General features: G+C 70.4%; 24 protein-coding genes and 1 pseudogene. 22 read left to right on the forward strand and 3 right to left on the reverse strand.

Annotated elements, in window-relative coordinates:
* Positions 1 to 73 precede the first annotated feature (73 nt).
* The 3 genes from ACWGDB_RS19550 to ACWGDB_RS19560 all read left to right on the forward strand — a co-directional run bounded on the left by ACWGDB_RS19550 (position 74) and on the right by ACWGDB_RS19560 (position 3,551).
* The gene (locus ACWGDB_RS19550; protein ID WP_453823532.1) at positions 74 to 757 is read left to right on the forward strand and encodes a TetR/AcrR family transcriptional regulator; all 684 of its coding nucleotides are present in this window, start codon (positions 74 to 76) and stop codon (positions 755 to 757) included.
* A 284-nt stretch (positions 758 to 1,041) separates the two neighbouring features.
* The gene (locus ACWGDB_RS19555; protein WP_362382733.1) at positions 1,042 to 1,281 is read left to right on the forward strand and encodes a heavy-metal-associated domain-containing protein; all 240 of its coding nucleotides are present in this window, start codon (positions 1,042 to 1,044) and stop codon (positions 1,279 to 1,281) included.
* Between the two features lie 8 nt (positions 1,282 to 1,289).
* On the forward strand, positions 1,290 to 3,551 hold the full coding sequence (locus ACWGDB_RS19560) for a heavy metal translocating P-type ATPase (protein ID WP_453823533.1): 2,262 nt from the start codon (positions 1,290 to 1,292) through the stop codon (positions 3,549 to 3,551).
* 1,584 nt (positions 3,552 to 5,135) lie between these two features.
* Here ACWGDB_RS19560 and ACWGDB_RS19565 read toward each other — a convergent pair.
* Together ACWGDB_RS19565 and recD2 are read right to left on the reverse strand one after the other, a co-directional pair.
* The gene (locus ACWGDB_RS19565; RefSeq protein WP_453823534.1) at positions 5,136 to 6,425 is read right to left on the reverse strand and encodes a citrate synthase; all 1,290 of its coding nucleotides are present in this window, start codon (positions 6,423 to 6,425) and stop codon (positions 5,136 to 5,138) included.
* A gap of 265 nt (positions 6,426 to 6,690) precedes the next feature.
* Positions 6,691 to 8,946, reverse strand: coding sequence for an SF1B family DNA helicase RecD2 (gene recD2, locus ACWGDB_RS19570; RefSeq protein WP_453823535.1), 2,256 nt, complete (start codon positions 8,944 to 8,946; stop codon positions 6,691 to 6,693).
* A 377-nt stretch (positions 8,947 to 9,323) separates the two neighbouring features.
* Between recD2 and ACWGDB_RS19575 the strand changes: the two genes are divergently transcribed.
* Complete coding sequence (locus ACWGDB_RS19575) at positions 9,324 to 10,316, forward strand: immunity 49 family protein (RefSeq protein ID WP_453823536.1); 993 nt, start codon at positions 9,324 to 9,326, stop codon at positions 10,314 to 10,316.
* 259 nt (positions 10,317 to 10,575) lie between these two features.
* Here ACWGDB_RS19575 and ACWGDB_RS19580 read toward each other — a convergent pair whose 3' ends face one another.
* Positions 10,576 to 11,166 (reverse strand): TetR/AcrR family transcriptional regulator, encoded by a 591-nt coding sequence (locus ACWGDB_RS19580; RefSeq protein WP_453823537.1) that lies wholly within the window; start codon positions 11,164 to 11,166, stop codon positions 10,576 to 10,578.
* A 117-nt stretch (positions 11,167 to 11,283) separates the two neighbouring features.
* Between ACWGDB_RS19580 and ACWGDB_RS19585 the strand changes: the two genes are divergently transcribed.
* From ACWGDB_RS19585 to ACWGDB_RS19670, 18 genes and pseudogenes are all read left to right on the forward strand, one after another.
* Entirely contained in the window at positions 11,284 to 11,847 is a 564-nt protein-coding gene (locus ACWGDB_RS19585; protein WP_453823538.1) for a hypothetical protein, read from the forward strand.
* Positions 11,848 to 12,021: 174 nt separating this feature from the next.
* Complete coding sequence (locus tag ACWGDB_RS19590) at positions 12,022 to 13,059, forward strand: LacI family DNA-binding transcriptional regulator (protein WP_453823539.1); 1,038 nt, start codon at positions 12,022 to 12,024, stop codon at positions 13,057 to 13,059.
* A complete protein-coding gene (locus tag ACWGDB_RS19595) occupies positions 13,056 to 14,585 on the forward strand; it encodes a sugar ABC transporter ATP-binding protein (protein WP_453823540.1) in 1,530 nt (509 codons plus the stop codon). Before ACWGDB_RS19590 ends, ACWGDB_RS19595 begins: the two co-directional genes overlap by 4 nt.
* Entirely contained in the window at positions 14,575 to 16,521 is a 1,947-nt protein-coding gene (locus ACWGDB_RS19600) for an ABC transporter permease/substrate-binding protein (protein WP_427844952.1), read from the forward strand. Before ACWGDB_RS19595 ends, ACWGDB_RS19600 begins: the two co-directional genes overlap by 11 nt.
* A 124-nt stretch (positions 16,522 to 16,645) precedes the next feature.
* The gene (locus tag ACWGDB_RS19605; RefSeq protein WP_453823541.1) at positions 16,646 to 17,632 is read left to right on the forward strand and encodes a ribokinase; all 987 of its coding nucleotides are present in this window, start codon (positions 16,646 to 16,648) and stop codon (positions 17,630 to 17,632) included.
* On the forward strand, positions 17,632 to 18,021 hold the full coding sequence (gene rbsD, locus ACWGDB_RS19610; RefSeq protein ID WP_453823542.1) for a D-ribose pyranase: 390 nt from the start codon (positions 17,632 to 17,634) through the stop codon (positions 18,019 to 18,021). The genes ACWGDB_RS19605 and rbsD overlap by 1 nt, the downstream gene beginning before the upstream one ends.
* Before the next feature lie 245 nt (positions 18,022 to 18,266).
* On the forward strand, positions 18,267 to 18,653 hold the full coding sequence (locus ACWGDB_RS19615) for a DUF937 domain-containing protein (protein WP_453823543.1): 387 nt from the start codon (positions 18,267 to 18,269) through the stop codon (positions 18,651 to 18,653).
* 63 nt (positions 18,654 to 18,716) lie between these two features.
* The gene (locus tag ACWGDB_RS19620; RefSeq protein WP_453823544.1) at positions 18,717 to 19,049 is read left to right on the forward strand and encodes a gas vesicle protein GvpO; all 333 of its coding nucleotides are present in this window, start codon (positions 18,717 to 18,719) and stop codon (positions 19,047 to 19,049) included.
* A 109-nt stretch (positions 19,050 to 19,158) separates the two neighbouring features.
* On the forward strand, positions 19,159 to 19,653 hold the full coding sequence (gvpJ, locus tag ACWGDB_RS19625) for a gas vesicle protein GvpJ (protein WP_453823545.1): 495 nt from the start codon (positions 19,159 to 19,161) through the stop codon (positions 19,651 to 19,653).
* An 8-nt stretch (positions 19,654 to 19,661) separates the two neighbouring features.
* Positions 19,662 to 20,375 carry a GvpL/GvpF family gas vesicle protein gene (locus ACWGDB_RS19630; protein ID WP_453823546.1) on the forward strand — a complete coding sequence of 238 codons (714 nt, stop codon included), beginning with the start codon at positions 19,662 to 19,664 and terminating at the stop codon, positions 20,373 to 20,375.
* A gap of 21 nt (positions 20,376 to 20,396) precedes the next feature.
* Positions 20,397 to 20,663 carry a gas vesicle protein GvpG gene (locus ACWGDB_RS19635; protein WP_453823547.1) on the forward strand — a complete coding sequence of 89 codons (267 nt, stop codon included), beginning with the start codon at positions 20,397 to 20,399 and terminating at the stop codon, positions 20,661 to 20,663.
* A 44-nt stretch (positions 20,664 to 20,707) separates the two neighbouring features.
* Positions 20,708 to 21,283, forward strand: coding sequence for an ABC transporter substrate-binding protein (locus tag ACWGDB_RS19640; protein ID WP_453823548.1), 576 nt, complete (start codon positions 20,708 to 20,710; stop codon positions 21,281 to 21,283).
* Complete coding sequence (locus tag ACWGDB_RS19645; RefSeq protein WP_453823549.1) at positions 21,276 to 22,502, forward strand: SRPBCC family protein; 1,227 nt, start codon at positions 21,276 to 21,278, stop codon at positions 22,500 to 22,502. The genes ACWGDB_RS19640 and ACWGDB_RS19645 overlap by 8 nt, the downstream gene beginning before the upstream one ends.
* A 64-nt stretch (positions 22,503 to 22,566) precedes the next feature.
* Positions 22,567 to 23,079, forward strand: a complete 513-nt coding sequence (locus ACWGDB_RS19650) for a gas vesicle protein (RefSeq protein WP_453823550.1) — start codon at positions 22,567 to 22,569, stop codon at positions 23,077 to 23,079.
* On the forward strand, positions 23,076 to 23,894 hold the full coding sequence (locus ACWGDB_RS19655) for a GvpL/GvpF family gas vesicle protein (protein ID WP_453823551.1): 819 nt from the start codon (positions 23,076 to 23,078) through the stop codon (positions 23,892 to 23,894). Before ACWGDB_RS19650 ends, ACWGDB_RS19655 begins: the two co-directional genes overlap by 4 nt.
* The gene (locus ACWGDB_RS19660; protein WP_453823552.1) at positions 23,891 to 24,148 is read left to right on the forward strand and encodes a gas vesicle protein; all 258 of its coding nucleotides are present in this window, start codon (positions 23,891 to 23,893) and stop codon (positions 24,146 to 24,148) included. Before ACWGDB_RS19655 ends, ACWGDB_RS19660 begins: the two co-directional genes overlap by 4 nt.
* The gene (locus tag ACWGDB_RS19665) at positions 24,132 to 24,533 is read left to right on the forward strand and encodes a gas vesicle protein K (RefSeq protein ID WP_383609213.1); all 402 of its coding nucleotides are present in this window, start codon (positions 24,132 to 24,134) and stop codon (positions 24,531 to 24,533) included. Before ACWGDB_RS19660 ends, ACWGDB_RS19665 begins: the two co-directional genes overlap by 17 nt.
* 110 nt (positions 24,534 to 24,643) lie before the next feature.
* A pseudogene (locus ACWGDB_RS19670) lies at positions 24,644 to 24,736 on the forward strand (IS5/IS1182 family transposase); the annotation flags it as partial.
* Positions 24,737 to 24,827: the final 91 nt, after the last annotated feature.

Here is a 24,827-nt window from a genome sequence, read left to right on the forward strand (position 1 = left end):
TCGCTCGCGTTTCTCAAGAATGCGAGCGACCACTCGCGTTTGTCAATCGCGTTCGGAGAACTGGGGATAACGCGTGTCCGCCAACCGGGAGAAAGACGACCAGGTCCACCAGGACAAGGAACAGCCGCGCCGCCGCCAGGCCCGCGGCGAGCGCCGCATCGCCCAGCTGCTCGAAGCCGCGGCCACCGTCTTCACCACCACCGGCTACACGGCCGCCAGCACCAACGCCATCGCCCGCGAGGCAGGCGTGTCACCGGGCACGCTGTACCAGTTCTTCCCGAACAAGGAAGCGATCGCGATCGAGCTGGGCGACCGCCTCATGCACGAGATGCGCGAGACGTACGGCGAGGCACTCGCCCCGGTCGACCCCGCGACATCCCTGGCCGAGGCAGTCGGCTCGGCCGTCGACCGGTTCATCGCCTTCAACTGCGAGCACCCGGTGTTCTTCGCGCTGATGCACGGCCCCGACATCCCCGGCCGCATCACCGAGGAACACGACGCCCTGCACGCGACCCTGCTGTCCCGGATCCAGGACCTGCTCTCCTCGTTCCTGCCCGACGCCGACCCGGCCGACCTCACCCGGACCGCCCATATGTGCCTGGGCATGTACAAGGCGGGTCTGGAGCTGGTTCTCGGCCACGAGGGCGCCGAGCGCGAGGCCTACGTCCAGGAACTGAAGAACGCCCTGATCCGCTACCTCGACCCGCTGGTGGGCGACCTCCCCGGCCGCCCCGACCCGGCCCGGACGGCGACGTGACGCAGCACTGCTGCAAGGTGCGCATAGATCAGCTCCGGAGTACGAAAGATCCCCCGCCTCGACCCACTCTCCGTCGCCCGGCGCCGCCCCGCATCCCGGGCGAAGACGCCGGAGGCACTCATGTTCGGCCGCACCTCGTGCGGTTCGTACCGCGCCCTCGGACGTCGCGCGCCGTACCGTCAGGCGCCGACCCCCCTTGGGGAAATACCCCGCAGGGGTATACCTTGGAGATGAAGGGACCCCTGGGTCCCGTCAGCCCCACATGCCTCGACGAGGAGAACCACATGACCGCCCACACCGACACCCCGGGTTCCGTCACCGCCGTCTACAAGGTGAGCGGCATGAGCTGCGGACACTGCGAGGGCGCCGTCTCCGGCGAGCTCTCCGAACTCCCCGGTGTCAGCTCGGTGAAGGCCGTCGCGTCCACCGGCGAGGTCACGGTCGTCTCCGCGGCCCCGCTGGACGAGGAGGCCGTACGCGCGGCCGTCGACGAGGCGGGCTTCGAACTGGTCGGCAAGGCCTGAGCCTGGTCATGACCCGCGCCACCGACCAACCGCCGATAGCCGAGGCACCGGGCGCGCCCGCGACGGCCGCCCCCTCCGAGGTCGAGCTGCTCATCGGCGGGATGACCTGCGCCTCCTGCGCGGCCCGCGTCGAAAAGAAGCTCAACCGCATGGACGGCGTGACCGCCACGGTGAACTACGCGACGGAGAAGGCGAAGGTCAGCTTCCCCGCGGGCATCCAGGTCGCCGACCTGATCGCCACCGTGCACAGGACGGGGTACACGGCCGAGGAGCCGGCTCCCCCGGAACCCGCGCCCGAGGAGTCCCCAGAAGACCCCGAACTGACCGGCTACCGCCGGCGTCTGACCCTCTCCGCCCTGCTCGCCGTACCCGTCATCCTGCTGTCGATGATCCCGGCCCTGCAGTTCGACAACTGGCAGTGGCTCGCGCTCACCCTCGCCTCGCCGGTCGTCGTCTGGGGCGGACTGCCCTTCCACCGGGCCGCGTTCACGAACGCCCGGCACGGCGCGGCGACCATGGACACGCTGATCTCGATGGGCACCCTGGCGGCGTACGGCTGGTCGCTGTGGGCGCTGTTCCTGGGCGACGCGGGCATGCCCGGCATGCACGACACCTTCGAGTTCACCGTCTCGCGCGTGGACGGCTCCTCGCAGATCTACCTCGAAGTGGCCTCCGGGGTCGTCACCTTCATCCTCCTCGGCCGCTATCTGGAGGCCCGCTCCAAGCGCCGCGCGGGAGCGGCGCTGCGCGCCCTGATGGAGCTCGGCGCGAAGGACGTCGCCGTACTGCGCGACGGAAGTGAGGTCCGCGTCCCGGTCGCCCGGCTGGCGGTCGGCGACCGGTTCGTCGTACGGCCCGGCGAGAAGATCGCCACCGACGGCACCGTCGTCGAGGGCGCCTCCGCGGTGGACGCGTCCATGCTGACCGGTGAGTCCGTCCCGGTCGACGTGACGGTCGGGGACGCGGTCACCGGCGCGACGGTCAACGCGGGCGGGCGGCTGGTCGTCGAGGCGACCCGGATCGGCGGCGACACGCAGCTCGCGCGGATGGCGAAGCTGGTGGAGGACGCACAGAACGGCAAGGCCGAGGTGCAGCGGCTCGCCGACCGGATCTCCGCGGTGTTCGTACCGGCGGTCATCCTCCTCGCGGTCGCCACCTTCGGCGCCTGGCTCGGCCTCACCGACGACACCGTCGCCGCCTTCACCGCGGCCGTCGCCGTGCTGATCATCGCCTGCCCGTGCGCCCTGGGCCTGGCCACGCCGACGGCCCTCATGGTCGGCACGGGACGCGGCGCGCAGCTCGGCATCCTGATCAAGGGCCCCGAGGTGCTGGAGTCCACCCGCCGGGTCGACACCGTCGTGCTGGACAAGACCGGCACGGTCACCACCGGCCGCATGACCCTCCAGAAGGTGTACGCCGCCGAGGGCGCCGACGAGGACGAGGTGCTGCGGCTCGCGGGCGCCGTGGAGCACGCCTCCGAGCACCCCGTCGCCCGGGCTGTCGCCGCGGGCGCGGAACAGCGGCTCGGGCGGCTGCCGCAGGTCGAGGGGTTCGAGAACGTACCCGGGCGAGGCGTACGCGGGCGCGTGGAGGGCCGTGACGTGGTCGTGGGGCGCCTCTACGACGTACTTCCCATCGGGCTGGCCCGCGCCAAGGAAGAGGCCGAGAGGGACGGTCGTACGGCCGTCGTGGTCGGGTGGGACGGGGCGGCCCGCGGTGTCGTCACCGTCGCGGACGCGGTGAAGGAGACCAGCGCCGAGGCGGTGCGCGAGCTGCGCGCGCTGGGGCTCACGCCCGTGCTGCTGACCGGGGACAACCAGGCGGTCGCCGAGGCGGTGGCCGACGCGGTCGGCATCGGTGCCGATCAGGTGATCGCGGAGGTCCTGCCGGAGGACAAGGTCGAGGCCGTACGGCGGCTACGGCGCGAGGGACGCTGCGTGGCCATGGTGGGCGACGGCGTCAACGACGCGGCCGCGCTTGCCACCGCGGATCTGGGTCTTGCCATGGGGACGGGGACGGACGCGGCGATCGAGGCGAGCGATCTGACGCTGGTGCGCGGTGATCTGCGGGTGGCGGCGGACGCCATCCGGCTGTCACGGCGGACGCTCGCCACGATCAAGGGCAACCTCGTGTGGGCCTTCGGGTACAACGTCGCCGCGTTGCCGCTGGCCGCGGCGGGGTTGCTGAATCCGATGATCGCGGGGGCGGCGATGGCCTTTTCGTCGGTTTTCGTGGTGTCGAACAGCCTGCGACTTCGGACTTTTCGGTGAAGGCTACGGACTTTTCGGCGAAGTCCGAGTAAGAACCCCTCTGGAGTCCGGCGCCAGGCTCACATAAGCTCTTCACAAGACTCGCGCATCGTCCTTACGCTTGAGTCCCGATCGCCATATCGGGGCTCTTGCGCACCTAACGGACATATGCAAGAGACGCAGATCACAGTGATGTGAACGTAACCATCGAAGGGGTTCGAAGGTCTAAGTTGACGATGTCAGGCAGCGTCTTGGGGGGCGTTGGCTGGCATCTGAGGATGTCTTGGGGGACTTCCTCAGAGTTGCGTTGCCGGGGCACGTACGTCGGGAAGCTTTGAGCGGCCCTCCCGACCGTGCGCTGTCCCGGCAGACCGCACACAGCAGTAGTACGGCGAGTTCTGCTCGTTTTGCTCAACTGCACGGCAGTAACACAGCGATTCAGGCGCTGTTCTCTCAGACGCCCGGCCGGATCCCGTGGGGGGAATCCGCACCGGGACATGGGAAGGCGCCCTGGACGTCGGCCCGTGGGGGGACCGCCGCCAGGGCGCCTTCTACTATCCGCACCCGCCCGGCACGAGTCGCGCTCCACGACGCCCGCGACCGCGTCGGCCCGGCGGCCGGCCAAGCCGCCCCACGACCCGGCCGACACCGCGGAACCCTGGTGCACACCACCGGCGAGACACCGAAGAGGTTCGCCTCCCACCGGCACTCCCCGCGCAGACCGATTCCCGTACGCGCCACCTGCCATGAGGCACCCCACGCCCGAGGCGGGACACCGGGAAGCACGCCGCACGCGCGAGAAGCCGCGCGCATGGCTCTGCATACGAGACCCGAGCGACCAGGCACCGAGAACCGCCGCGCCCCGCGCCCGCAGATGCCGGCACCCCCGGCCGGACGCAGCCACGCCGCCCTGACCACAGCCGACCGCGCCTACGCCACCACCCGACCGTGCCTACGCCACCACCCGTCGGCCAGGCACCAGAGGACGGGCTCACGTACGCCCAGGCGACAAGCCACTCGAGAGCCCGAGCCCCGATCAGGGGCGGCGGCACCTGGTGGGACACCGAGAAGGACACCGCCAGAGGCCCCCCGCCGCGCGCTCCCACGCCCCGGTCGCCCTCCGCAGCCGGGCCAGCCGGGCCTCCCGCTCGCGGCGGGCGGAGCCGAACCGTGGCGGGCGGATCGGCGGAACTCCGGTGGGCGGCACGGTGGTCCGCGGCAGCGCGAGTGGTGCGTCCACCGCCGGCCTGGCTGCGGAGGGCGACCGCCGCACGCGCACCCAAGAGCCCACCGGGCGAAGCCGTGCGCAGGGCTCCGCATGCGCCATCCGGACGACCGGGCGCCGTGAAGCGCCGCGCCACTCACCGGCAGGCGCCGGCCCGCCCCGCCCCAGCCCCAGCCCTAGCCGCAACCGACCGTGACGACCGCCGCCTGCCAGGCAGAGGACCGGCTCGCGCCCCCCGATACGCCCCACACCCCGACCCGGGACACCGAGAACCACCCCGCACACACAAGAGCCCCACGCCCGACCGAAGTCGTGCGCAGGGCTCTGCATACGAGATCCGTGTGACGGCGCCACCTGTCGCGGCGCCCCACCGGCAGGTGTCAGCGCTCCTCGACCGGAACGAAGTCGCGCTCGACCACGCCCGTGTAGATCTGGCGCGGGCGGCCGATGCGGGAACCCGGCTCCTTGATCATCTCGTGCCACTGGGCGATCCAGCCCGGAAGGCGACCGAGGGCGAACAGGACCGTGAACATCTCGGTCGGGAAGCCCATGGCCCGGTAGATCAGGCCGGTGTAGAAGTCGACGTTCGGGTAGAGGTTGCGCGCGACGAAGTACTCGTCGGAGAGCGCGTGCTCCTCCAGCTTCAGGGCGATGTCCAGCAGCTCGTCGGACTTGCCGAGGGCGGAGAGGACGTCGTGCGCCGCCGCCTTGATGATCTTCGCGCGCGGGTCGAAGGACTTGTACACCCGGTGGCCGAAGCCCATCAGGCGGACGCCGTCCTCCTTGTTCTTCACCTTGCGGATGAAGGAGTCGACATCGCCGCCGTTGGCCTGGATGCCCTCGAGCATCTCCAGGACGGACTGGTTGGCGCCGCCGTGCAGCGGGCCCCACAGGGCGGAGATGCCGGCCGAGATCGACGCGAACATGTTCGCCTGCGACGAGCCCACCAGGCGGACCGTCGACGTGGAGCAGTTCTGCTCGTGGTCGGCGTGCAGGATGAGGAGCTTGTCGAGGGCGGAGACCACGACCGGGTCCAGCTCGAACTCCTGGGCCGGGACCGAGAAGGTCATGCGCAGGAAGTTCTCGACGTAACCGAGGTCGTTGCGCGGGTAGACGAACGGGTGACCGATCGACTTCTTGTACGCGTACGCCGCGATCGTCGGAAGCTTGGCGAGCAGACGGATCGTCGAGAGGTTGCGCTGCCGCTCGTCGAACGGGTTGTGGCTGTCCTGGTAGAACGTGGACAGCGCCGAGACCACCGACGACAGCATGGCCATCGGGTGGGCGTCGCGCGGGAAGCCCTTGTAGAAGTTCTTGACGTCCTCGTGCAGCAGCGTGTGCTGCGTGATCTCGTTCTTGAACGTCGAGAGCTCGTCGACGGTGGGCAGCTCACCGTTGATCAGCAGGTAGGCCACCTCCAGGAAGGTGGAGCGCTCGGCCAGCTGCTCGATCGGGTAGCCGCGGTACCGGAGGATCCCCTGCTCGCCGTCGAGGTAGGTGATGGCGGATTTATAGGCGGCGGTGTTGCCATATCCGCTGTCCAGCGTCACCAGACCGGTCTGGGCGCGGAGTTTGCCGATGTCAAAGCCCTTGTCGCCGACGGTGCTGTCAATCACCGGGTAGGTGTACTCGCCGTCGCCGTACCGCAGTACTACAGAGTTGTCGCTCACGTCTTCCCTCACCGACGTTGTGCCTCATCTTCGAGGTTGCCCTGACTGTCTCTAGCCTCCCCCATTCGGCTCAGGAGAGTGCACTCGGGGTCGACCATTGGGCCTATTGGCGGCACTGAGTGCCGCCAACCTGTCATCCTGCCCCCTGTCTTCTCGATCTGGAAGTGCTCTGTGACCTTCACGACTCGTTTGATCGATCATTTTTCGGGGCGCCTCACGAATCGCCAGGTCAGAAGGGTGTCCGACGGCGGCCCGAAAACAGGTTTCAAGAGCCCGCGAGCCGGAAGTCGAGCGCCGTGCAGCGCCGCCCCGCCGACACCGTGCGCACCGCCTGGCCGATCGCCTTGCGTGAACCGACGAGCACGACCAGCTGCTTGGCCCGGGTCACCGCCGTGTACAGCAGATTCCGCTGGAGCATCATCCATGCTCCCGTGGTGACGGGGATCACCACTGCGGGATATTCACTTCCCTGTGAACGGTGGATGGTCACCGCGTACGCATGCGCCAGCTCGTCCAGTTCGTCGAATTCGTACGGAACCTCCTCGTCCTCGTCCGTCAGCACCGTGAGACGCTGGTCGACCGGGTCGAGCGAGGTGACCACGCCCACGGTGCCGTTGAAGACGCCGTTCTTCCCTTTCTCGTAATTGTTGCGAATCTGGGTGACCTTGTCGCCGACGCGGAAGACCCGGCCGCCGAACCGCTTCTCCGCGAGATCGGGGCGCCCGGGGGTGATGGCCTGCTGGAGCAGGCCGTTCAGCGTGCCCGCGCCTGCCGGACCCCGGTGCATGGGGGCCAGGACCTGGATGTCCCGGCGTGGATCGAGGCCGAACTTGGCCGGAACGCGACGGGCCGCCACGTCCACCGTGAGCCGTCCGGCCTCCTCCGTGTCGTCCTCGACGAAGAGGAAGAAGTCCTTCATGCCGTCGGTGACGGGGTGCTGCCCGGCGTTGATCCGGTGCGCGTTCGTCACCACGCCCGACTGCTGGGCCTGGCGGAACACGCGCGTGAGGCGGACGGCCGGGATGGGGCTGCCGTCGGCGAGCAGATCCCTGAGGACCTCTCCCGCCCCGACGCTGGGCAACTGGTCGACATCCCCGACGAACAGCAGGTGCGCGCCCGGCGGCACCGCCTTCACCAGCTTGTTGGCGAGCAACAGGTCCAGCATGGACGCCTCGTCGACGACCACCAGGTCGGCCTGCAGCGGGCGGTCCTTGTCGTACGCCGCGTCGCCGCCGGGCTTGAGCTCCAGTAGGCGATGGACGGTGGAGGCCTCGGCGCCGGTCAGTTCGGCCAGGCGCTTGGCGGCGCGGCCGGTGGGGGCTGCCAGCACGACCCTGGCCTTCTTCGCGCGGGCCAGCTCCACGATCGAGCGGACCGTGAAGGACTTGCCGCAGCCGGGGCCGCCGGTGAGGACGGCGACCTTCTTCGTCAGCGCCAGCTTGACCGCGGCCTCCTGCTCGGGGGCGAGGTCCGCGCCCGTACGGCCCTTCAGCCAGCCGAGCGCCTTGTCCCAGGCCACCTCGTGGAAGCCCGGCATCCGGTCCTCGTCGGTGCGCAGCAGGCGCAACAGCTGGGCGGACAGGGCGAGTTCGGCCCGGTGGAAGGGGACGAGGTAGACGGCCGTCACGGGCTCCGCATGGCCGTCGGGACCGGGCACCTTCTCCCGTACGACACCGGGGTCGCCGCCGTCCTCCGGAACCTGGGCGAGGTCGGCCAGGCACTCGATGACGAGCCCCGTGTCGACCTGGAGCAGCTTCACCGCGTCGGCGATCAGGCGCTCCTCGGGGAGGTAGCAGTTGCCCTGGTCGGTGGCCTGCGACAGCGCGTACTGCAGGCCCGCCTTGACCCGCTCCGGGCTGTCGTGCGGGATGCCGACGGACTGGGCGATCTTGTCGGCGGTGAGGAAGCCGATGCCCCAGACGTCGGCCGCCAGCCGGTACGGCTGGTTCTTCACGACCGCGATCGAGGCGTCGCCGTACTTCTTGTAGATCCGCACCGCGATGGAGGTGGACACCTCGACGGTCTGGAGGAAGAGCATGACCTCCTTGATCGCCTTCTGTTCCTCCCAGGCGTCGGCGATCTTCTTGGTCCGCTTCGGTCCGAGGCCGGGGACCTCGATGAGCCGCTTCGGCTCCTCCTCGATGATCTGCAGGGTGTCCAGGCCGAAGTGCTGGGTGATGCGGTCGGCGAAGACCGGGCCGATGCCCTTGACCAGGCCGGAGCCGAGATAGCGCCGGATGCCCTGGACGGTGGCCGGGAGGACGGTCGTGTAGTTCTCGACGGTGAACTGCTTGCCGTACTGGGGGTGGGAGCCCCAACGGCCCTCCATCCGCAGGGACTCGCCGACCTGGGCGCCGAGCAGCGCCCCGACGACCGTGAGGAGGTCGCCCCCGCCTCTTCCGGTGTCGACCCGCGCGACCGTGTAGCCGTTCTCCTCGTTGGCGTACGTGATCCGCTCCAGGACGCCTTCGAGCACCGCCAGTCGCCGCTCGCCCGTGGAGCTCCCCGCCTGATTGGACATGATCCGACGCTACCGGTCGGGTGTGACAGTGACGTGCGGTGCGAGCCGGATGCCTGGGCCGTCTCTTTCGGATCATCTGATCGTGGTTGATGTGTGCCGCTGACTGATGCCTCGTGGGCGGGGGTCGAGCCGTTGCGCCACCGACGGCCGCTGCCGCCCCCGAGGCAGGCGACGCTCCCGCGTTCACCCAAGCTCAAGCAATGGCGCGATCCAGCCACTCGATACGACAAGACCGCCGCCGTCTACCTGGCCGGACTCCACATCGCCGCCGTCATCATCCGGTCGGCGAGGTGATCCGAAAGAAGCGCTCCGGTGCTGTCAGTGCCCGTTGATAACGTGCTTCGTCCAGTCGTGGAGTTCATGAAGGGACGGGGTACGTGCGGAATGTGACATGCCATCAGGTCAGCGAGCAGCGGTTGGCCGAGGCGCTCGACGACATCGACGGCCGGGCCTACACGCGGTGGCACTCGCTGCGGTACGGCAACATTTCGCCGACGCTGATCCGGGCCATGGCGGACGAACTGCTCGACCATGCCGCCGCGCGAACGGTGACGGACCCGGGGCTCGACGCCGCGGCCGGCACGGTCGCCGTCACCGCCGCGGAGTGTCTGCACGGAGTGCTGAGCATCATGTGCTTCCCCGAGGGGGACCAGGAACTCCGGTTCCCCCTCGTCGGGGAGCGGATCAGCACGGACCCGGACGACGACGAGTTCGGGGACGGGCCCATCACCTTCCGGGACGTCGTCAAGGAGGCGCCCACCGCGCGGACCTGGCTCGACATGTTCGAGATGTGTGTCGTCAGCGGGCATGTGTGGGACTGGGAGCGGATCACCGGGCTGCTGCTGCGCGAAGAATACGCGCCCGCCATCCGTGACGGCGCGCCCTACAACCGGTACACCTCCGTCTCCGGCCCCGCCGACCTCGCCGCCATGGACGCCCTGTGCCCCTATCTCACCGAGGCGGCCGGGCATCTGCCCCGCGACTGGCCTACGGTTCCGCTGCGCAAGCCGGACGCCGGGGAGCGCGCGGAGGCCGCCCGTCGGCTCGACGAGGCCGGCGACGCGCTGAGCGCGGACCAGCGGCTGCTCCGCGTACTCCTCGACGACGACCAGCAGGCCTTCGAGGACGCCCTCGCCGCCCGGCTGGTCGCGTACCGGGAGAGCGTCGAGGCCGACGCCGCTGATCCCGCGCCCCGGTCCCTTCTCTCCCTCGGCACCCTCGCCCTGGCCTGCCTCGCCGTCCAGGTCCATGGGTGGGAACTCGGTGTCCGGTCCGGGTATCTGCCGTACGGTCTGCTGGGATCGCCGGACGCGCCGCGCCGGGCGGCGGAGGGGAACCGGAACAACTTGGGCTACTGGGCCGCCAAGTAGGCCACCCGGGGTGCGGAAGTGGGCCTGGCCCGACATCCAGGGCATCGTCGTGGAAACGGACTCGTCCCCACCGAGGCAGCGCGTACGTCCGTGCGACAGCCAAGGACGGAAGACCACCCTGCCCCGCGCCGGCGAGCGCCGTCTGCCGGATCTCCACGCCCTGCGACCCCGGTAGCCCCGACGGCGCCGAGCCTCAGTCCGTGTCTTTCGCCATGATCCGAAAGACACGGCCCGGCCCAGGGCTGACGGATCCGGATGCCTAGGGCTGAAGGATTCCGTCGACGCCTTGCAGGAAGGTCTCACAGACCAGTTGCGGGTCGGAGAGGCAGCCGGCCGCCATGGCGCCGTCCCGGAGCATGACGAGGTGCCGGCCGGCCGCGTCGGCGGGCTCGCGGCCGGCCCGGGCCAGCAGTTCGGTGACGGTTTCGAGGAACCACTGCCGGTGGGCCAGCACGGCTTGATGGATGGGGTGGGCCGGGTCCGGGTATTCGGCCACCGCGTTGAGGAAGGCGCAGCCGCGGAATCCTTCGGACCGGATGCCTTCGGCGATGGACCGGGCGACGGCCCTGACCTTGTCGGCCGCCGACTCCTCGGCTGCCTGTGCGGCCTCGATCTGCGCCCGGATTCCGTTGTCGGCCAAGTCGAGGTAGGCGAGGACGAGTTCGTCCTTGCCCGAAAAGTGCCGGTAGAGCGTCGCCCGGGTCACCTGCGCCTCCGCGACGATCCGGTCGACGCCGACGGAGTGGATCCCCTCGGCGTAGAAGATCCGCGTCGCCGTACCGAGCAGCCTCGCTCGCGCTTCGGATGTGCTGCCGCCCGCCGTGCCCCGGCTCGTTGTGCCCCGACTCATGGACCCGAGGCTACCAAAGCAATGAGGGAGAACGTTCGGTCTTGACAGTGGCCACGATGGCGCACTTTGATGCCGATGAGACCGAACGTTCTCCCTCACGCCTCGGAAAGGCTCCCCATGGACACCCTCGTCGACGCACCCGCCGGCATCAGCGCCCGCAAAGCCCTGCGAAAGCTGTACTTCCTGCGCTTCGCGTTCGCAGCCGTATGGGCGGTCCTGCTGTTCGCCACCGCCGACACACTGACCCCGCCGAGCGCGACGCTCCTGGTGATCTACCCCCTGTTCGACGTGGCCTGCGCCGTCGTCGACGTCCGGTCCGCCAAGGCGAACGACGGCCCGGTGCGCCACCTGTACCTGAACATCGCGCTCAGCACCCTGACCGGCGTCGGCCTCACCGTGGCCGCCACGTCCGGCATCCCGGCGGTACTGCGCGTCTGGGGCGTCTGGGCCGTCACCGCGGGCGTCGTCCAGCTCCTCGTCGGCGCCGCCCGGCGCCGGCTGGGAGGACAGTGGGCGATGATCGCCGGCGGCGCCATCTCCACCGTCGCCGGCGCCGCCTTCTTCGCGCAGGCGGGCAAGGACGACGCCGCCCTGGGCTCCCTCGCCGGCTACGCCTTCCTCGGCGGGATCTTCTTCCTCGTCTCCGCCCTCCGTCTCGGGCGGGCCGGCAAGGACGCATGACCCGAAGGGCGGCCCGGGGTGACCCGGGCCACCCGGCTGGTCACGATTCAGTTTCGGCCACCCTTCACCCCCTTGCCCTCGCCCCGTGTAATCGATTCCAATCCTCCGTACACGTCGATGTAATCGATTCCACGACCATCGACGACTAACGATCCACAAGGAGGTGGAGCGGCGATGGCGAGCATCAAGGACGTCGCTGCCGAGGCGGGCGTATCCGTCGCCACGGTCTCGCGCGTCCTGAACGACCATCCGTCGGTCAGCGCCGAGGCACGCGCACGCGTGCTGGCGGCCGTCGAGACCCTGGGCTACCGCCCGAACGCCGTCGCCCGCTCCCTGCGCACGGACCAGACCCACACCCTCGGCCTGGTCATCAGCGACGTGATGAACCCCTACTTCACCGAACTGGCCCGCTCCGTCGAGGAGGAGGCCCGCGCGCTCGGCTACAGCGTCATCATCGGCAACGCCGACGAGCGGCCCGACCTGCAGGACCATCACGTACGGAACCTGCTGGACCGGCGCATCGACGGACTCCTCGTCTCCCCCACCGACGGCGGCTCGCCGCTGATGCTGGACGCCGTACGCGCGGGGACGCCGATGGTGTTCGTGGACCGGTGGATCCCGGGCCTGGACGTGCCGGTGGTGCGCTCGGACGGGCGCGCTGCCGTACGGGACCTCGTGGCGCATCTGCACGGGCTCGGGCACCGGCGGCTGGCGATCATCGCCGGACCGGCGGCGACCACGACCGGCCGGGAGCGCGTGGAGGCCTTCCGCGAGGCGCTCGGCGCGTACGGCCTCGAACTCCCCGACGCCTACATAGGCCAGGGCGACTTCCAGGCCGAGAGCGGGCGCCGGGTCACCGAGGGCTTCCTCGACCTGCCCGAGCCGCCCGAGGTCGTCTTCGCGGCCGACAACCTGATGGCGCTCGGCGCACTGGACGCCGTACGCGCGCGTGGGCTGCGCGTGCCCGACGACCTCGCGCTGGCCGCGTTCGACGACATCCGGTGGTTCGTGCACACCGATCCGCCGATCACCGCGATCGCCCAGCCGACGGGCGAGCTGGGCCGGGCCGCCGTACGGGCCCTGGTCGACCGGGTCGAGGGGCGGCCCGGCGAGTCCGTCACCCTCCCCGCCCGTCTCGTCGTACGCCGCTCGTGCGGCGAGCAACCGGCTTCCCCGGAGCCGTCCCCCGCAACGAACAGGAGCCAGTCGTGAGCAACGCGGACGAGTTGCTGCGCATCGAGGGCATACGGAAGACCTTCCCGGGCGTGGTCGCCCTGGACAACGTCGACTTCGACCTGCGCCGCGGCGAGGTGCATGTGCTGCTCGGTGAGAACGGCGCGGGCAAGAGCACCCTCATCAAGATGCTCTCCGGCGCCTACACGCCCGACGCCGGGCGGATCCTGGTCGGCGGCGAGGAGACGCGCATCCACGGTGCGCAGGACTCCGAGCGCCTCGGGATCGCCACCATCTACCAGGAGTTCAACCTCGTCCCCGATCTGACGGTCGCCGAGAACATCTTCCTGGGGAGGCAGCCGCGCCGCTTCGGGATGATCGACCGCAAGCGGATGGAGGCCGACGCCGAGGTCCTGCTGAAGCGCGTCGGTGTCCACGTGTCGCCCCGCGCGCGCGTGCGTGAACTCGGCATCGCGCGGCTGCAGATGGTCGAGATCGCGAAGGCGCTCAGCCTGGACGCGCGCGTGCTCATCATGGACGAGCCGACGGCCGTGCTCACCTCCGAGGAGGTCGAGAAGCTCTTCTCGATCGTGCGCAGGCTGCGCGAGGACGGCGTCGGGATCGTCTTCATCACGCATCACCTGGAGGAGATCTCTGCCCTGGGCGACCGGGTGACGGTCATCCGGGACGGCAGGAGCGTCGGGCAGGTCCCGGCGGCCACGCCCGAGGACGAGCTCGTACGGCTCATGGTGGGCCGCTCGATCGAGCAGCAGTACCCGCGTGAACGCGCCGACCGGGGCGCCGCGTTGCTCACCGTCGAGGGGCTGACCAGGGACGGCGTCTTCCACGACGTCAGCTTCGAGGTGCGCGCCGGTGAGGTGGTCGGCATCGCGGGGCTGGTCGGCGCCGGACGTACCGAGGTCGTGCGGGCGGTGTTCGGGGCGGACCCGTACGACAAGGGGGCCGTGAAGGTCGCCGGGTCCTCCGTCCCGAAGTACGACGTCAACGCGGCGATGACCGCGGGCATCGGACTCATCCCCGAGGACCGCAAGGGCCAGGGTCTGGTGCTGGACGCGTCCGTCGAGGAGAACCTCGGCCTGGTGACACTGCGGTCCGCCACGCGCGCGGGTCTCGTCGACCTCAAAGGCCAGCGGGCGGCGGCCGCGCGGATCGCGGGGCAGCTCGGCGTGCGGATGGCGGGTCTCGGCCAGCACGTGCGCACGCTCTCCGGCGGCAATCAGCAGAAGGTCGTCATCGGCAAGTGGCTGCTCGCCGACACCAAGGTGCTGATCCTCGACGAGCCCACGCGCGGGATCGACGTCGGCGCCAAGGTCGAGATCTACCAGCTCATCAACGAACTGACCGCGGCCGGCGCCGCCGTCCTGATGATCTCCAGCGATCTGCCGGAGGTCCTCGGCATGAGCGACCGGGTCCTGGTGATGGCCCAGGGCCGGATCGCCGGCGAGCTCACATCCGACGAGGCCACCCAGGACTCCGTGATGGCACTCGCCGTCAGCAACCCCACCACCGACAAGACCGGAACGGAGGCCCCCCGTGGCCACTGACACGCTCAAGAGCACGCCGGGCGCGAGTGGCGCCTCGGGGCTTCGCCGACTCCTGCTCGACAACGGCGCGCTGACCGCGCTGATCGTCCTCGTCATCGCCATGTCGGCGCTGTCCGGCGACTTCCTGACCACCGACAACCTCCTCAACGTCGGCGTCCAGGCGGCCGTGACCGCCATCCTCGCCTTCGGCGTCACGTTCGTGATCGTCTCGGCGGGCATCGACCTGTCGGTCGGTTCGGTGGCGGCGCTGTCGGCCACCGTGCTGGCGTGGACCGCGACCTCGCACGGGGTGCCGGTCTTCATAGCGGTCCTGCTGGCCGTCGCGACCGGCATCGCGGCCGGTCTCGTCAACGGCTTCCTCATCGCGTACGGCAAGCTCCCGCCGTTCATCGCGACGCTCGCGATGCTCTCGGTGGCCCGCGGCCTGTCGCTGGTGATCTCCGAGGGCTCCCCCATCGCCCTCCCCGACTCCGTCTCGCACCTCGGTGACACGCTCGGCGGCTGGCTGCCGGTGCCGGTGCTCGTGATGATCGTGATGGGTCTGATCGCCGCCTTCGTGCTGGGCCGGACCTACATCGGCCGCTCGATGTACGCGATCGGCGGCAACGAGGAGGCCGCGCGCCTGTCGGGGCTGCGCGTGAAGAAGCAGAAGCTCGCCATCTACGCCCTGTCCGGCGTCTTCGCCGCTGTCGCGGGCGTCGTGCTCGCCGCCCGGCTGTCCTCCGCGCAGCCGCAGGCCGCCGACGGCTACGAGCTGGACGCGATCGCCGCGGTCGTCATCGGCGGCGCCTCGCTCGCGGGCGGCACCGGCAAGGCGTCCGGCACCCTGATCGGCGCGCTGATCCTGGCGGTGCTGCGCAACGGCCTGAACCTGCTGAACGTGTCCGCCTTCTGGCAGCAGGTCGTCATCGGCGTCGTGATCGCGCTGGCGGTCCTCTTCGACACGCTGCGCCGCAAGGCCGGGGCCACCCCCGTGGCGGCCGGCACCGGCGGCGGCAAGGGCAAGCAGGCGGGAACGTACGCGCTCGCGGCGGTCGTCACCGTGGCGATCGTGGGGGCGACCTCCTTCCTGCACAACGGCTCGTCCTCGTCGTCGAACCCGAAGATGGGGCTGTCCCTGTCCACCCTCAACAACCCCTTCTTCGTCCAGATCCGGGCGGGCGCCCAGGCCGAGGCGAAGAAGCTCGGCATCGACCTGACCGTCACGGACGCCCAGAACGACGCCTCCCAGCAGGCCAACCAGCTGCAGAACTTCACCAGTTCGAGCGTCGGCGCGATCATCGTCAACCCGGTGGACTCCGACGCGGCCAGCAACTCCGTGAAGGCCGCCGACAAGGCGAAGATCCCAGTCATCGCCGTCGACCGGGGCGTCAACAACGCGCGGACCGAGGCCCTGGTCGCCTCCGACAACGTCGCCGGCGGGGAGCTCGCCGCCAAGACGGTCGCCGAGAAGCTCGGCGGCAAGGGGAAGATCGTGATCCTCCAGGGCCAGGCGGGCACCTCCGCGGCCCGTGAGCGCGCGCAGGGCTTCGCGAACGGCCTCAAGGCCTACCCGGGCATCCAGGTCGTCGCGCAGCAGCCGGCCGACTTCGACCGCACCAAGGGACTCGACGTGATGTCGAACCTGCTCCAGGCCCACCCGGACGTCCAGGGCGTCATCGCCGCCAACGACGAGATGGCGCTGGGCGCGATCAAGGCCCTGGGCTCCAAGGCGGGCAAGTCGGTCTCCGTGGTCGGCTTCGACGGCACCCCCGACGGCCTGAACGCGGTCAAGGGCGGCTCGCTGTACGCGTCCGTGGCACAGCAGCCGACCCAGCTCGGCAAGATCGCCGTGGACAACGCGCTCAAGGCATTTCAGGGCAAGAAGGTCGAGCAGATGGTGAAGGTGCCGGTGAAGGTGGTCACGAAGGAGAACGTGGCCGGCTTCGGCGGCTGACGTCCGGCCGACATCCGGCCGACATCGGGAACGGCGAACGGGCGGGCGGTCGTTGCAGGAGCATGGACCTGGTGACGGCCGCCCGCCGCACGTCACCACGGGGACCTATCAGGGGAGCAACCTCATGTACGACTACGACCTCCTGGTCGTAGGGTCGGCCAACGCCGACCTGGTGATCGGCGTCGAGCGTCGGCCGGGGGCCGGCGAGACCGTGCTCGGCTCCGATCTGGCCGTCCACCCGGGCGGCAAGGGCGCGAACCAGGCCGTCGCGGCCGCCCGGCTCGGGGCCCGTACGGCCCTGCTGGCCCGGGTCGGCGACGACGCGCACGGCCGGCTGCTGCTCGACTCGCAGCGGGAGTCCGGCGTCGACACGGTGGGCGTCCTGGTCGGCGGCGCGCCGACCGGCGTCGCGCTGATCACGGTGGACCCGTCCGGGGACAACAGCATCGTCGTCTCGCCGGGAGCCAACGGCAGGCTCACCCCGCAGGACGTACGGGCCGCCGCGAGCCTCTTCCAGGCGTCGCGGGTGGTGTCGGTCCAGCTGGAGATCCCGCTGGAGACGGTCGTCGAGGTGGTCCGCAGCTTGGCGGACGGCAGCCGCTTCGTGCTGAACCCCTCGCCGCCGCGCCCGCTGCCGGCCGAGGTGCTGGCGGCCTGCGACCCGCTGATCGTGAACGAGCACGAGGCGAAGGTGATCCTCGGCGACTCCGCGGTGGGCGACGCCCCCGAGGACTGGGCGCGGATCCTGCTCGCGAAGGGGCCCCGCTCGGTGGTCGTGACCCTGGGCGCCGAGGGGGCTCTGGTGGCCTCCGCCAAGGGTGTGACGCGGGTCCCTTCCGTGAAGGTGGACGCGGTGGACACGACGGGGGCGGGCGACGCCTTCACGGCCGCGCTGGCGTGGCGGCTCGGCACGGGCGCGTCCCTTGCCGAGGCGGCGGCGTACGCGGCCCGGGTCGGCGCGGTGGCCGTCACGCGGGAGGGCGCGCAGGTGTCCTTCCCGACGGCGGCGGAGGTCGAAGCGGTGTGCTGTGCCGATCCGGGGGACGACCCCCGGACCCCCGACAGGGAGTCGGACGGCGCATCCGGCGCGTCCTCGCAGGGTGGGTCCTGATGAAGCGTGCCGGAATCCTGAACCGCCACCTCTCCGGCGCCCTCGCCGAGCTGGGCCACGGCGACGGCGTGCTGGTGTGTGACGCGGGCATGCCGATACCCGACGGCCCCCGGGTCGTGGACCTGGCCTTCCGTGCCGGGGTGCCGTCGTTCGCCGAGGTCCTGGACGGCCTGCTGGCCGAGCTGGTGGTGGAGGGCGCGACGGCGGCGCAGGAGATCCGCGAGGCGAACCCCGCGGCGGCCGCGCTGCTGGACGGGGAGTTTCCCGAGCTGCGGCTGGTCACGCACGAGCGGCTCAAGGAGCTGTCGGCCGGGGCGCGGCTGGTCGTACGGACCGGCGAGGCGCGGCCGTACGCGAATGTGCTGCTGAGCTGCGGGGTCTTTTTCTAGGACGCTTCGAGTTCCGGAGAGCTCCAAAGTTCCCAGGAACGTTTCGAGGGGCCCGGTCCGTCGACCGGGCCCCTCGGGTTTCCCCTCCCCATCAGAACCCCCGCGATCCCCCCAGATCCCCCTCCAAGAGTCCTGATGCCAAGTACGACCGGCGAGGTGCGGGAAGGGTTGCACGGTCTCCGCGGAATTTTTTTCGGACTGTCTTCAGCGCGCCCGGAAACCGGGAAAGTCGTAGCGTTTCAGACATGTCAGAGGTAGATGCAAACCCCCTCACGTCCCTCCAGGACGACGTGCTCGACGAGCTCGGCGACCACCGGATCGGGGACATCGCAGGGCTGCTGGGCACGGACGAGGCGGGGGCCCGGCAGATGATCGGTACGACGGTGGCGGCGCTGTCCGGCGAGGCGGAGGCCGTCGCGACGCCGCACGACGCCCCGCTCACCGGCGTGGCCACCATGGGTGGCTTCGCGACCGGCGGCCTCATGGCCGGGCTGCTGGCCAAGGAGGCCGAGCCGGTCGCGGACGCGGTGGCGCGCAGGACGGGGCTGCCTCGGGGCGCCGTGTCCCGAGTGGTGGACATGCTGGTTCCGGTGATGCCGGCGGTGCTCGTGAAGCGGGCGGCCGGCAAGTAGGGGCGAGAAGTCGCGTGGGCTGTCCGAGACGCCGATGATTGAGGAGTCAGGGCGAGAAGGTGAATGATCACGAGCGATCGCGAGCCACGCAAGGCACGTTCCTCATCACGGCAGGCGCCCGACGGGGCGCGGATGTCCGCCGCCGATGCCATACGGTCCGCGGTGGAACAGCTCAGTGAGCTGCTGGGGAGGGCTCCCGAGTCGGTCTCCTCGCTGAAGCCGACGGATCAGGGCTGGGAAGCCGACGTCGAGGTCGTGGAACTGGAACGCATTCCGGAGACGACCAGCGTGATGGCCAGCTACCAGGTGGTTCTGGACGGGGAGGGGCAGCTGGTGTCGTACAAGCGCGGGCGTCGTTACACGCGCTCGCAGGTGGACAGGACGGATCGCCGCTAGGCAGTGACCCTTTCGTAAGGAATATCCGATAAGCCGGTTTTATTGGAGATTCCCCGGGAAGTCGGATTTTGCTGATTTCACCGGAAGCCGAGCCGGAAGGGAAGACACCGTGACTGTGGTGCCACAGGGCAACGGCGGCGGGGGTGTCCCCGGCGCCGCCGGAGGCGGCTCGGGGAACCTCTACGACGTGCTGGAACTCGTCCTCGACAGGGGCCTTGTCATCGACGCGTTCGTGCGGGTGTCCCTGGTCGGCATCGAGATCCTGAAGATCGACGCGCGGGTGGTCGTGGCCAGTGTCGACACGTATCTGCGCTTCGCCGAGGCGACCAACCGGCTGGATCTGGAGTCGGGCAGCAAGTCGCCCGCGCAGCTGACCGACCTCGTCGGCGGCTCCGTCGAGAGCGGGGCGCGCGGCAAGAGCAAAGGGGCGCTGTCGGGCGCGGTCGAGGCGATCACCGATTCCTTCAAGGGCGACGGTGACGAGGACGAAGCCGCGGACGAGGACACAGACGACGAGCGGGAGCGCAGGCCGGCGCGCGACAACCGGCGTGAGCGTTCCGAACGCCGTTCGGAACGCCGCTCCGCACGGGACCGGGAGGAGTGAGTGAGCCGATGTCCGTGTATGTGTACGCGATCACCAAGGACTCGCACCCCCTCGACCTGAGCGACGTCAAGGGCGTGGGCGAGCCGCCCGGCGAGGTGCGCGTGGTGCGCGGCGACTCCCTGTGTGCCGTCGTCAGCGAGGCCCCGGACGACCTCTCGGTCGCCCGCCGGGACCTGCAGGCGCACAACGACGTCCAGGAGCGGTTGTGGGCCGACGGCGCCACGCTGCCGCTCAGTTTCGGGTTCGTCGCCGCGGACGAGGAGGCCGTACGCGGCGTCCTGGAGGAGCGGGCGCAGTTGTTCGCGCAGCGGCTGGACGAGCTCGCCGGGCAGGCGGAGTTCAATGTCAAGGGCGTCCTCGACGAGGACACGTCGCTGCGTGCCGTCCTGGAGCAGAGCCCGCAGGTCCGTGAACTGAACGAGCGGACCCGCGAGGGCGGCGGGACGTACGAGGACCGGCTGGCGCTCGGCCAGGTGGTGGCCCAGGAGGTGCAGGGCCGCGAGAACGCCATCGCCGAGGACATTCTCGCCGCGCTGCGGCCGCTCGCCTCGGCCGAACAGGTCGCGCCGGCGTCGAAGCAGTACTTCGTGAGCGCGTCGTTCCTCGTGGCGGACGAGCAGTTCGAGGAGTTCGGCCGGACCTGCCGGGAACTGGCCGAACGCTACGGCGAGGGCGTGGAGTTGCGGCTGCGGGGTCCCCTGCCGCCGTACAGCTTCGTCTGACGTGAGGCCCGAGGAGGTGCCGTGGGACTGGTCACCGGGATTCTGACGCTGCCGTTCGCTCCCGTCCGGGGCGTCGGCTGGGTGCTCGACAAGGTGGTCAAGACCGCCGAGGACGAGTACTACGACCCGACCCCCGTGCAGGAGGCGCTCGTGAATCTGGAGCGGGCGCTCGACGAGGGCCGTATCGACGACGAGGAGTTCGCACGGCAGGAGGAGGCACTGCTGAACCGCCTGGAGGAGATCAGGGCCTACCAGCTGCGACAGGGCGGACAGTCTCCTGGGCCGTGACGCGTGGGTCGCGGGTCGCTCGAGTGAGGAAAAGAGGCAAGGCCATGAACAACGCCAAGATCGGCACGGCCCTGCTGGGCGGCTATCTGCTGGGGCGGTCCAAGAAGGCGAAGCTCGCCCTCGGTCTCGGCGCGCTGCTCGCGGGCTCGCGGATGAACCCCGGGCAGGTCGGCAAGGCCCTCCAGGAGTCCCCGTTCGTGCACACCCTCACCGACCAGGTGCGCTCCGAACTGACCGGCGCGGGGAAGGCGGCCGCGACCACCCTCCTGAGCGCGAAGGCCGACAACCTGGCCGACGCCGTGCACCGACGCACGTCCGGGCTGCAGGAGAGGGCGCAAGCACAGGACGAGGAACCGGACGAGGAGCAGGACGAACAACCGGACGAGGAGAACGGCGAGGAGCCCCGGGGGAAGTCCCAGGAGAAGTCGCGGCAGTCGCGGCAGAAGGCCCGGTCGGAGACGTCCCGAAGCTCGGGGCGCGGCAAGACGCAGGGCGGCAGCGGCAGCAAGTCCGGAAAGCAGGACGCGGAACAGCCCCGCAAGCGGAAGACCTCCACGTCACAGAGCCGCTCGGGTGGAAGCAGCGGCGGCGCGCGGTCGAGGAGGCAGGACGATGGCTGAGGGCAGGGCGACGGGACGCGGCTCCGGTGGTACGGGGACCAAGGCGAAGCCCGACGAGCAGGTGTCGGGCACGAACCGGCTGAAGGACGAGCTGGAGCACTACATCGAGGCCCGCCTCCAGATGCTGCTGGAGGGTATGGGCGACCGGCTGGGCGCGGGCGCGCGCCGGCTGGGTGAGGCCAACGTCAGCCCGCGCGGACTGACGCACGCAGTTGCCCGGGGCGGCAAGAAGCTCGGGGAGCATCTGCCGTCCGGCGTGGGCGCGCTGACCTCGACCGCCTCCCATGCGAAGGAGACGGCCTCGCACGCCAAGGAGACGGCCTCGCACGCCAAGGACACGGTGGTGGGCAAGGCCAAGGAGGCCACCGGGCATGGGTCCAGCGACGAGGCGGACACGGACTCCGGCCAGGGCAAGGGCCCGGGGAGCGACCCGCAGAGCTTGGGCAAGGGACTCACCATCATCGAGGACATCGACGTGGGCGTGCCCGTGCGCGAGGCCTACGACCAGTGGACGCAGTTCCAGGAGTTCGACAGGTTCGCCAAGGGCGTGGTGAGCGTCGAGCAGCAGGACGAGACCACGACCAGGTGGCACGTGAAGGTCGGCAAGTCCAAACGGCAGTTGCGCGGCATGATCACGGAACAGGTGCCCGACGAGCGCATCGCCTGGACGTCCAGCGGGGAGCGCGGCACCACACAGGGCGTCGTCACCTTCCACCCGATCACGGAGAACCTCACCAAAGTGCTGCTCGTCCTGCGGTACTTCCCGCAGGGGCCGGTGGAGAAGGTCGGGAGCTGGGTGCGGTCCCAGGGCCGCCGCGCCCGGCTCGACCTGAAGCTCTACCGCACCTTCGTGATGATGCGCGGGGAGGCCACCGGCGGCTGGCGCGGGGAGATCCGCGAGGGCGAGGTGGTCAGCGAGCCGGAGGAGGTCGGGGCGGCGGAGGACGACGGCGAGGAGTCCGAGGAAGGCCGTGCCGATCAGAAGGAGGAGCCCGAGGACGAGTACGACGAGGAGGAGGACGAGGAGTTCGACGAGGACGAGCAGCCCGAGGACCGGTACGACGACGAGGAAGAGGACGACGACGAACGCGCCGAGGACGACTGGGAGGAGGGCCAGGAAGAGGACGAGGAAGAGGAAGAGGACGAAGACCGAGAGCCTGACGACCGCAACGACGACACCGACGAGCAACCCCGCCCCAAGCGCCGCCGCCGTGTCTGACCGTGGCCGAGCGCGCGGCCGGGAGTGACCGTGGGTGCTTCCGGGAAACGAGGTCGAGTACGCCGTGACCGAGCCCGTCCCCAGCCGCTCCACATCCCCGGCGCTGTCTCCGTACGGCGGCGGCCAGGGATCCAGCGCGAACCTCGCCGACATCCTTGAACGCGTGCTCGACAAGGGCATCGTCATCGTCGGCGACATCAAGATCAACCTGCTCGACATCGAGCTGCTCACCATCAAGCTCCGTCTCCTGGTGGCCTCGGTGGACAAGGCCAAGGAGATCGGCATCGACTGGTGGGAGCACGACCCCGCGCTGTCCTCCCGGGCCGACCAGCGGCACAACTTGAAGGAGCAGAACGAGCGCCTGCGTGAGGAGGTGGAGGAGCTGCGCCGCAAGGTGGAGAAGGCCGAAAAGGCCGAGAAGGTCGAGAAGGCGGAGTCCGCGGGCGAGTTGCCCGAACGCGGCTCGGGCGGTCGCCGCCGGTCGCGTGCCGCGGAACGCGAGCCCACCGCCGAACCGCGGCGCACCCGGCGCAGGAAGGACGACTCCAAGGACGACTCCGAGGACCGGGAGTCATGACCGGACAGCAGCTGAGCTACACGTACGCCGTGGTCCGCTCGCCCGGCGCGGCGGCCGGGGCGACGCAGGCGCCCCTGGCCGGCCTCCGCGGGGTGGCGGGCGCTCCCGTCACCCTGGTCCGCTCGGGCGCGCTGGCGGCCGCGGTCAGCGCGGTTCCCGGGGAGGAGTTCTCGGAGTCGGCTCTGAAGTCGCGACTGGAGGACCTCGACTGGCTGGAGTCGACGGCCCGCGCCCACCACCTCGTCATCGAGACGCTGGCCGCCCGGGTGACCGTCCTCCCCCTGCGGCTGGCCACGGTGTACCTCGACGAGAGCCGGGTCGAGCAGATGCTGAGCGAGCGTCAGGAGGCCTTCGCCGAACTGCTCGACCGGTTCGACGCCCACGTGGAGTGGGGCGTGAAAGTGTACGCCGAGGTGTCGCCCGCCTCCGAGTCGGCGGCCCCGGCCGCGGCACCGGGCTCGTCCACCGCCGACGCGGCTCCGGGGCGCGCGTATCTGCGCACCCGCCGACAGCACCGCCAGGCGCACGAGGACACCCGGCGCGCCGCCGAGGAGGCCGTGCGCCGCACCGAGGAACGGGCGCGTGGTCTCGCTGTTGAGCGCTCCCGGCATCGCCCGCAGCAAGGGACCCTGGCCGACGCCCGCGGCGAGAACCTGGCCAACGACGCCTACCTCGTACCGCGCCACCTGGCCGCGGAGTTCCGCGAGCGGATGCTGCGTGCCGCGGACGACCTGCCCGGGGTACGGGTGGAGGTCACCGGCCCGTGGGCGCCGTACTCCTTCGCGACTCCCGCCGAAGGGGCGCGACGACGGTGACCGAGTACTACGACGACGACCGCCCTCTGGCCGGACGCCAGGTCGCGCTGATCGACCTGCTCGACCGCTTGCTGAGCGGCGGGGTGGTGCTCACCGGCGATGTCGTGCTGTCCATCGCGGACATCGACCTGGTACGGATCTCGCTGCGCGCGGTGGTGATCGCCATCCGCGAGCAGATGGAGGAGCAGTGGGCGCCCGTCCTGCAGGACCGGACGCCCACGGAGTACGGCGGCCCCGGTGACGAGCCCGGCTGACCGCCCGTCCCCCGACCGGCTGCGCGAGGTCGCGCAGGCCGCTCACCGGGCGTTCTCGCTGCTGCCCGCGAGCCCGGACGACATGGCGTCACCGCCCGCGGGACGGTCCGCCGCCCGCCGCCTCCACGCCGACCCCGACACCGTGGAGCGCGACCTGGTCAAGCTGGTCCTGACCATCGTCGAACTCCTGCGCCAGCTGATGGAGCGCCAGGCCCTGCACCGCGTCGACGAGGGCAACCTGACCGAGGACCAGGAGGAACGCCTCGGCCTCACCCTGATGCTCCTCCACGACCGCATGACCGAACTCTGCGACCGCTACGACCTCACCCTGGAGGACCTCAACCTCGACCTGGGTCCCCTGGGCACCCTGCTCCCTCCGCCGTGAGCAGCCCCGTCACCGCTTGGCGGGCATGGGGCCGGGAGCGTCGAGGACCACTCCCCAGGTGTCGTCGTCCCCGATGCGGACGGTGAGTTCCTGGGTGCGGCGACGGTGAACGCCCCGGACGGCCGCTGCTGAAGGGCGAGGAAGCCGACAATGCCGCCCACCGCAAGGTCCGCGCCCGCGTCGAGCACACCTTCTCCCACATGAGCCGATAGGCCGGCCGCCCACATCAGGCTGCGTGACCACGGCGTTCTGCAACACCCGGTAGAAGTGATATCGATCATCACGGACATGCGG

Source organism: Streptomyces sp. NPDC055013, assembly GCF_053608645.1.

Coding starts and splice junctions, on each gene's coding strand:
- ACWGDB_RS19585 (WP_453823538.1), top strand. CDS start 11,284: ATGGACACCCTCGTCGACGCACCCGCCGGCATCAGCGCCCGCAAAGCC.
- ACWGDB_RS19655 (WP_453823551.1), top strand. CDS start 23,076: ATGACCGGACAGCAGCTGAGCTACACGTACGCCGTGGTCCGCTCGCCC.
- ACWGDB_RS19620 (WP_453823544.1), top strand. CDS start 18,717: ATGATCACGAGCGATCGCGAGCCACGCAAGGCACGTTCCTCATCACGG.
- ACWGDB_RS19640 (WP_453823548.1), top strand. CDS start 20,708: ATGAACAACGCCAAGATCGGCACGGCCCTGCTGGGCGGCTATCTGCTG.
- rbsD (WP_453823542.1), top strand. CDS start 17,632: ATGAAGCGTGCCGGAATCCTGAACCGCCACCTCTCCGGCGCCCTCGCC.
- ACWGDB_RS19605 (WP_453823541.1), top strand. CDS start 16,646: ATGTACGACTACGACCTCCTGGTCGTAGGGTCGGCCAACGCCGACCTG.
- ACWGDB_RS19615 (WP_453823543.1), top strand. CDS start 18,267: ATGTCAGAGGTAGATGCAAACCCCCTCACGTCCCTCCAGGACGACGTG.
- recD2 (WP_453823535.1), bottom strand. CDS start 8,946: ATGTCCAATCAGGCGGGGAGCTCCACGGGCGAGCGGCGACTGGCGGTG.
- ACWGDB_RS19630 (WP_453823546.1), top strand. CDS start 19,662: ATGTCCGTGTATGTGTACGCGATCACCAAGGACTCGCACCCCCTCGAC.
- ACWGDB_RS19580 (WP_453823537.1), bottom strand. CDS start 11,166: ATGAGTCGGGGCACAACGAGCCGGGGCACGGCGGGCGGCAGCACATCC.
- ACWGDB_RS19645 (WP_453823549.1), top strand. CDS start 21,276: ATGGCTGAGGGCAGGGCGACGGGACGCGGCTCCGGTGGTACGGGGACC.
- ACWGDB_RS19555 (WP_362382733.1), top strand. CDS start 1,042: ATGACCGCCCACACCGACACCCCGGGTTCCGTCACCGCCGTCTACAAG.
- ACWGDB_RS19590 (WP_453823539.1), top strand. CDS start 12,022: ATGGCGAGCATCAAGGACGTCGCTGCCGAGGCGGGCGTATCCGTCGCC.
- ACWGDB_RS19560 (WP_453823533.1), top strand. CDS start 1,290: ATGACCCGCGCCACCGACCAACCGCCGATAGCCGAGGCACCGGGCGCG.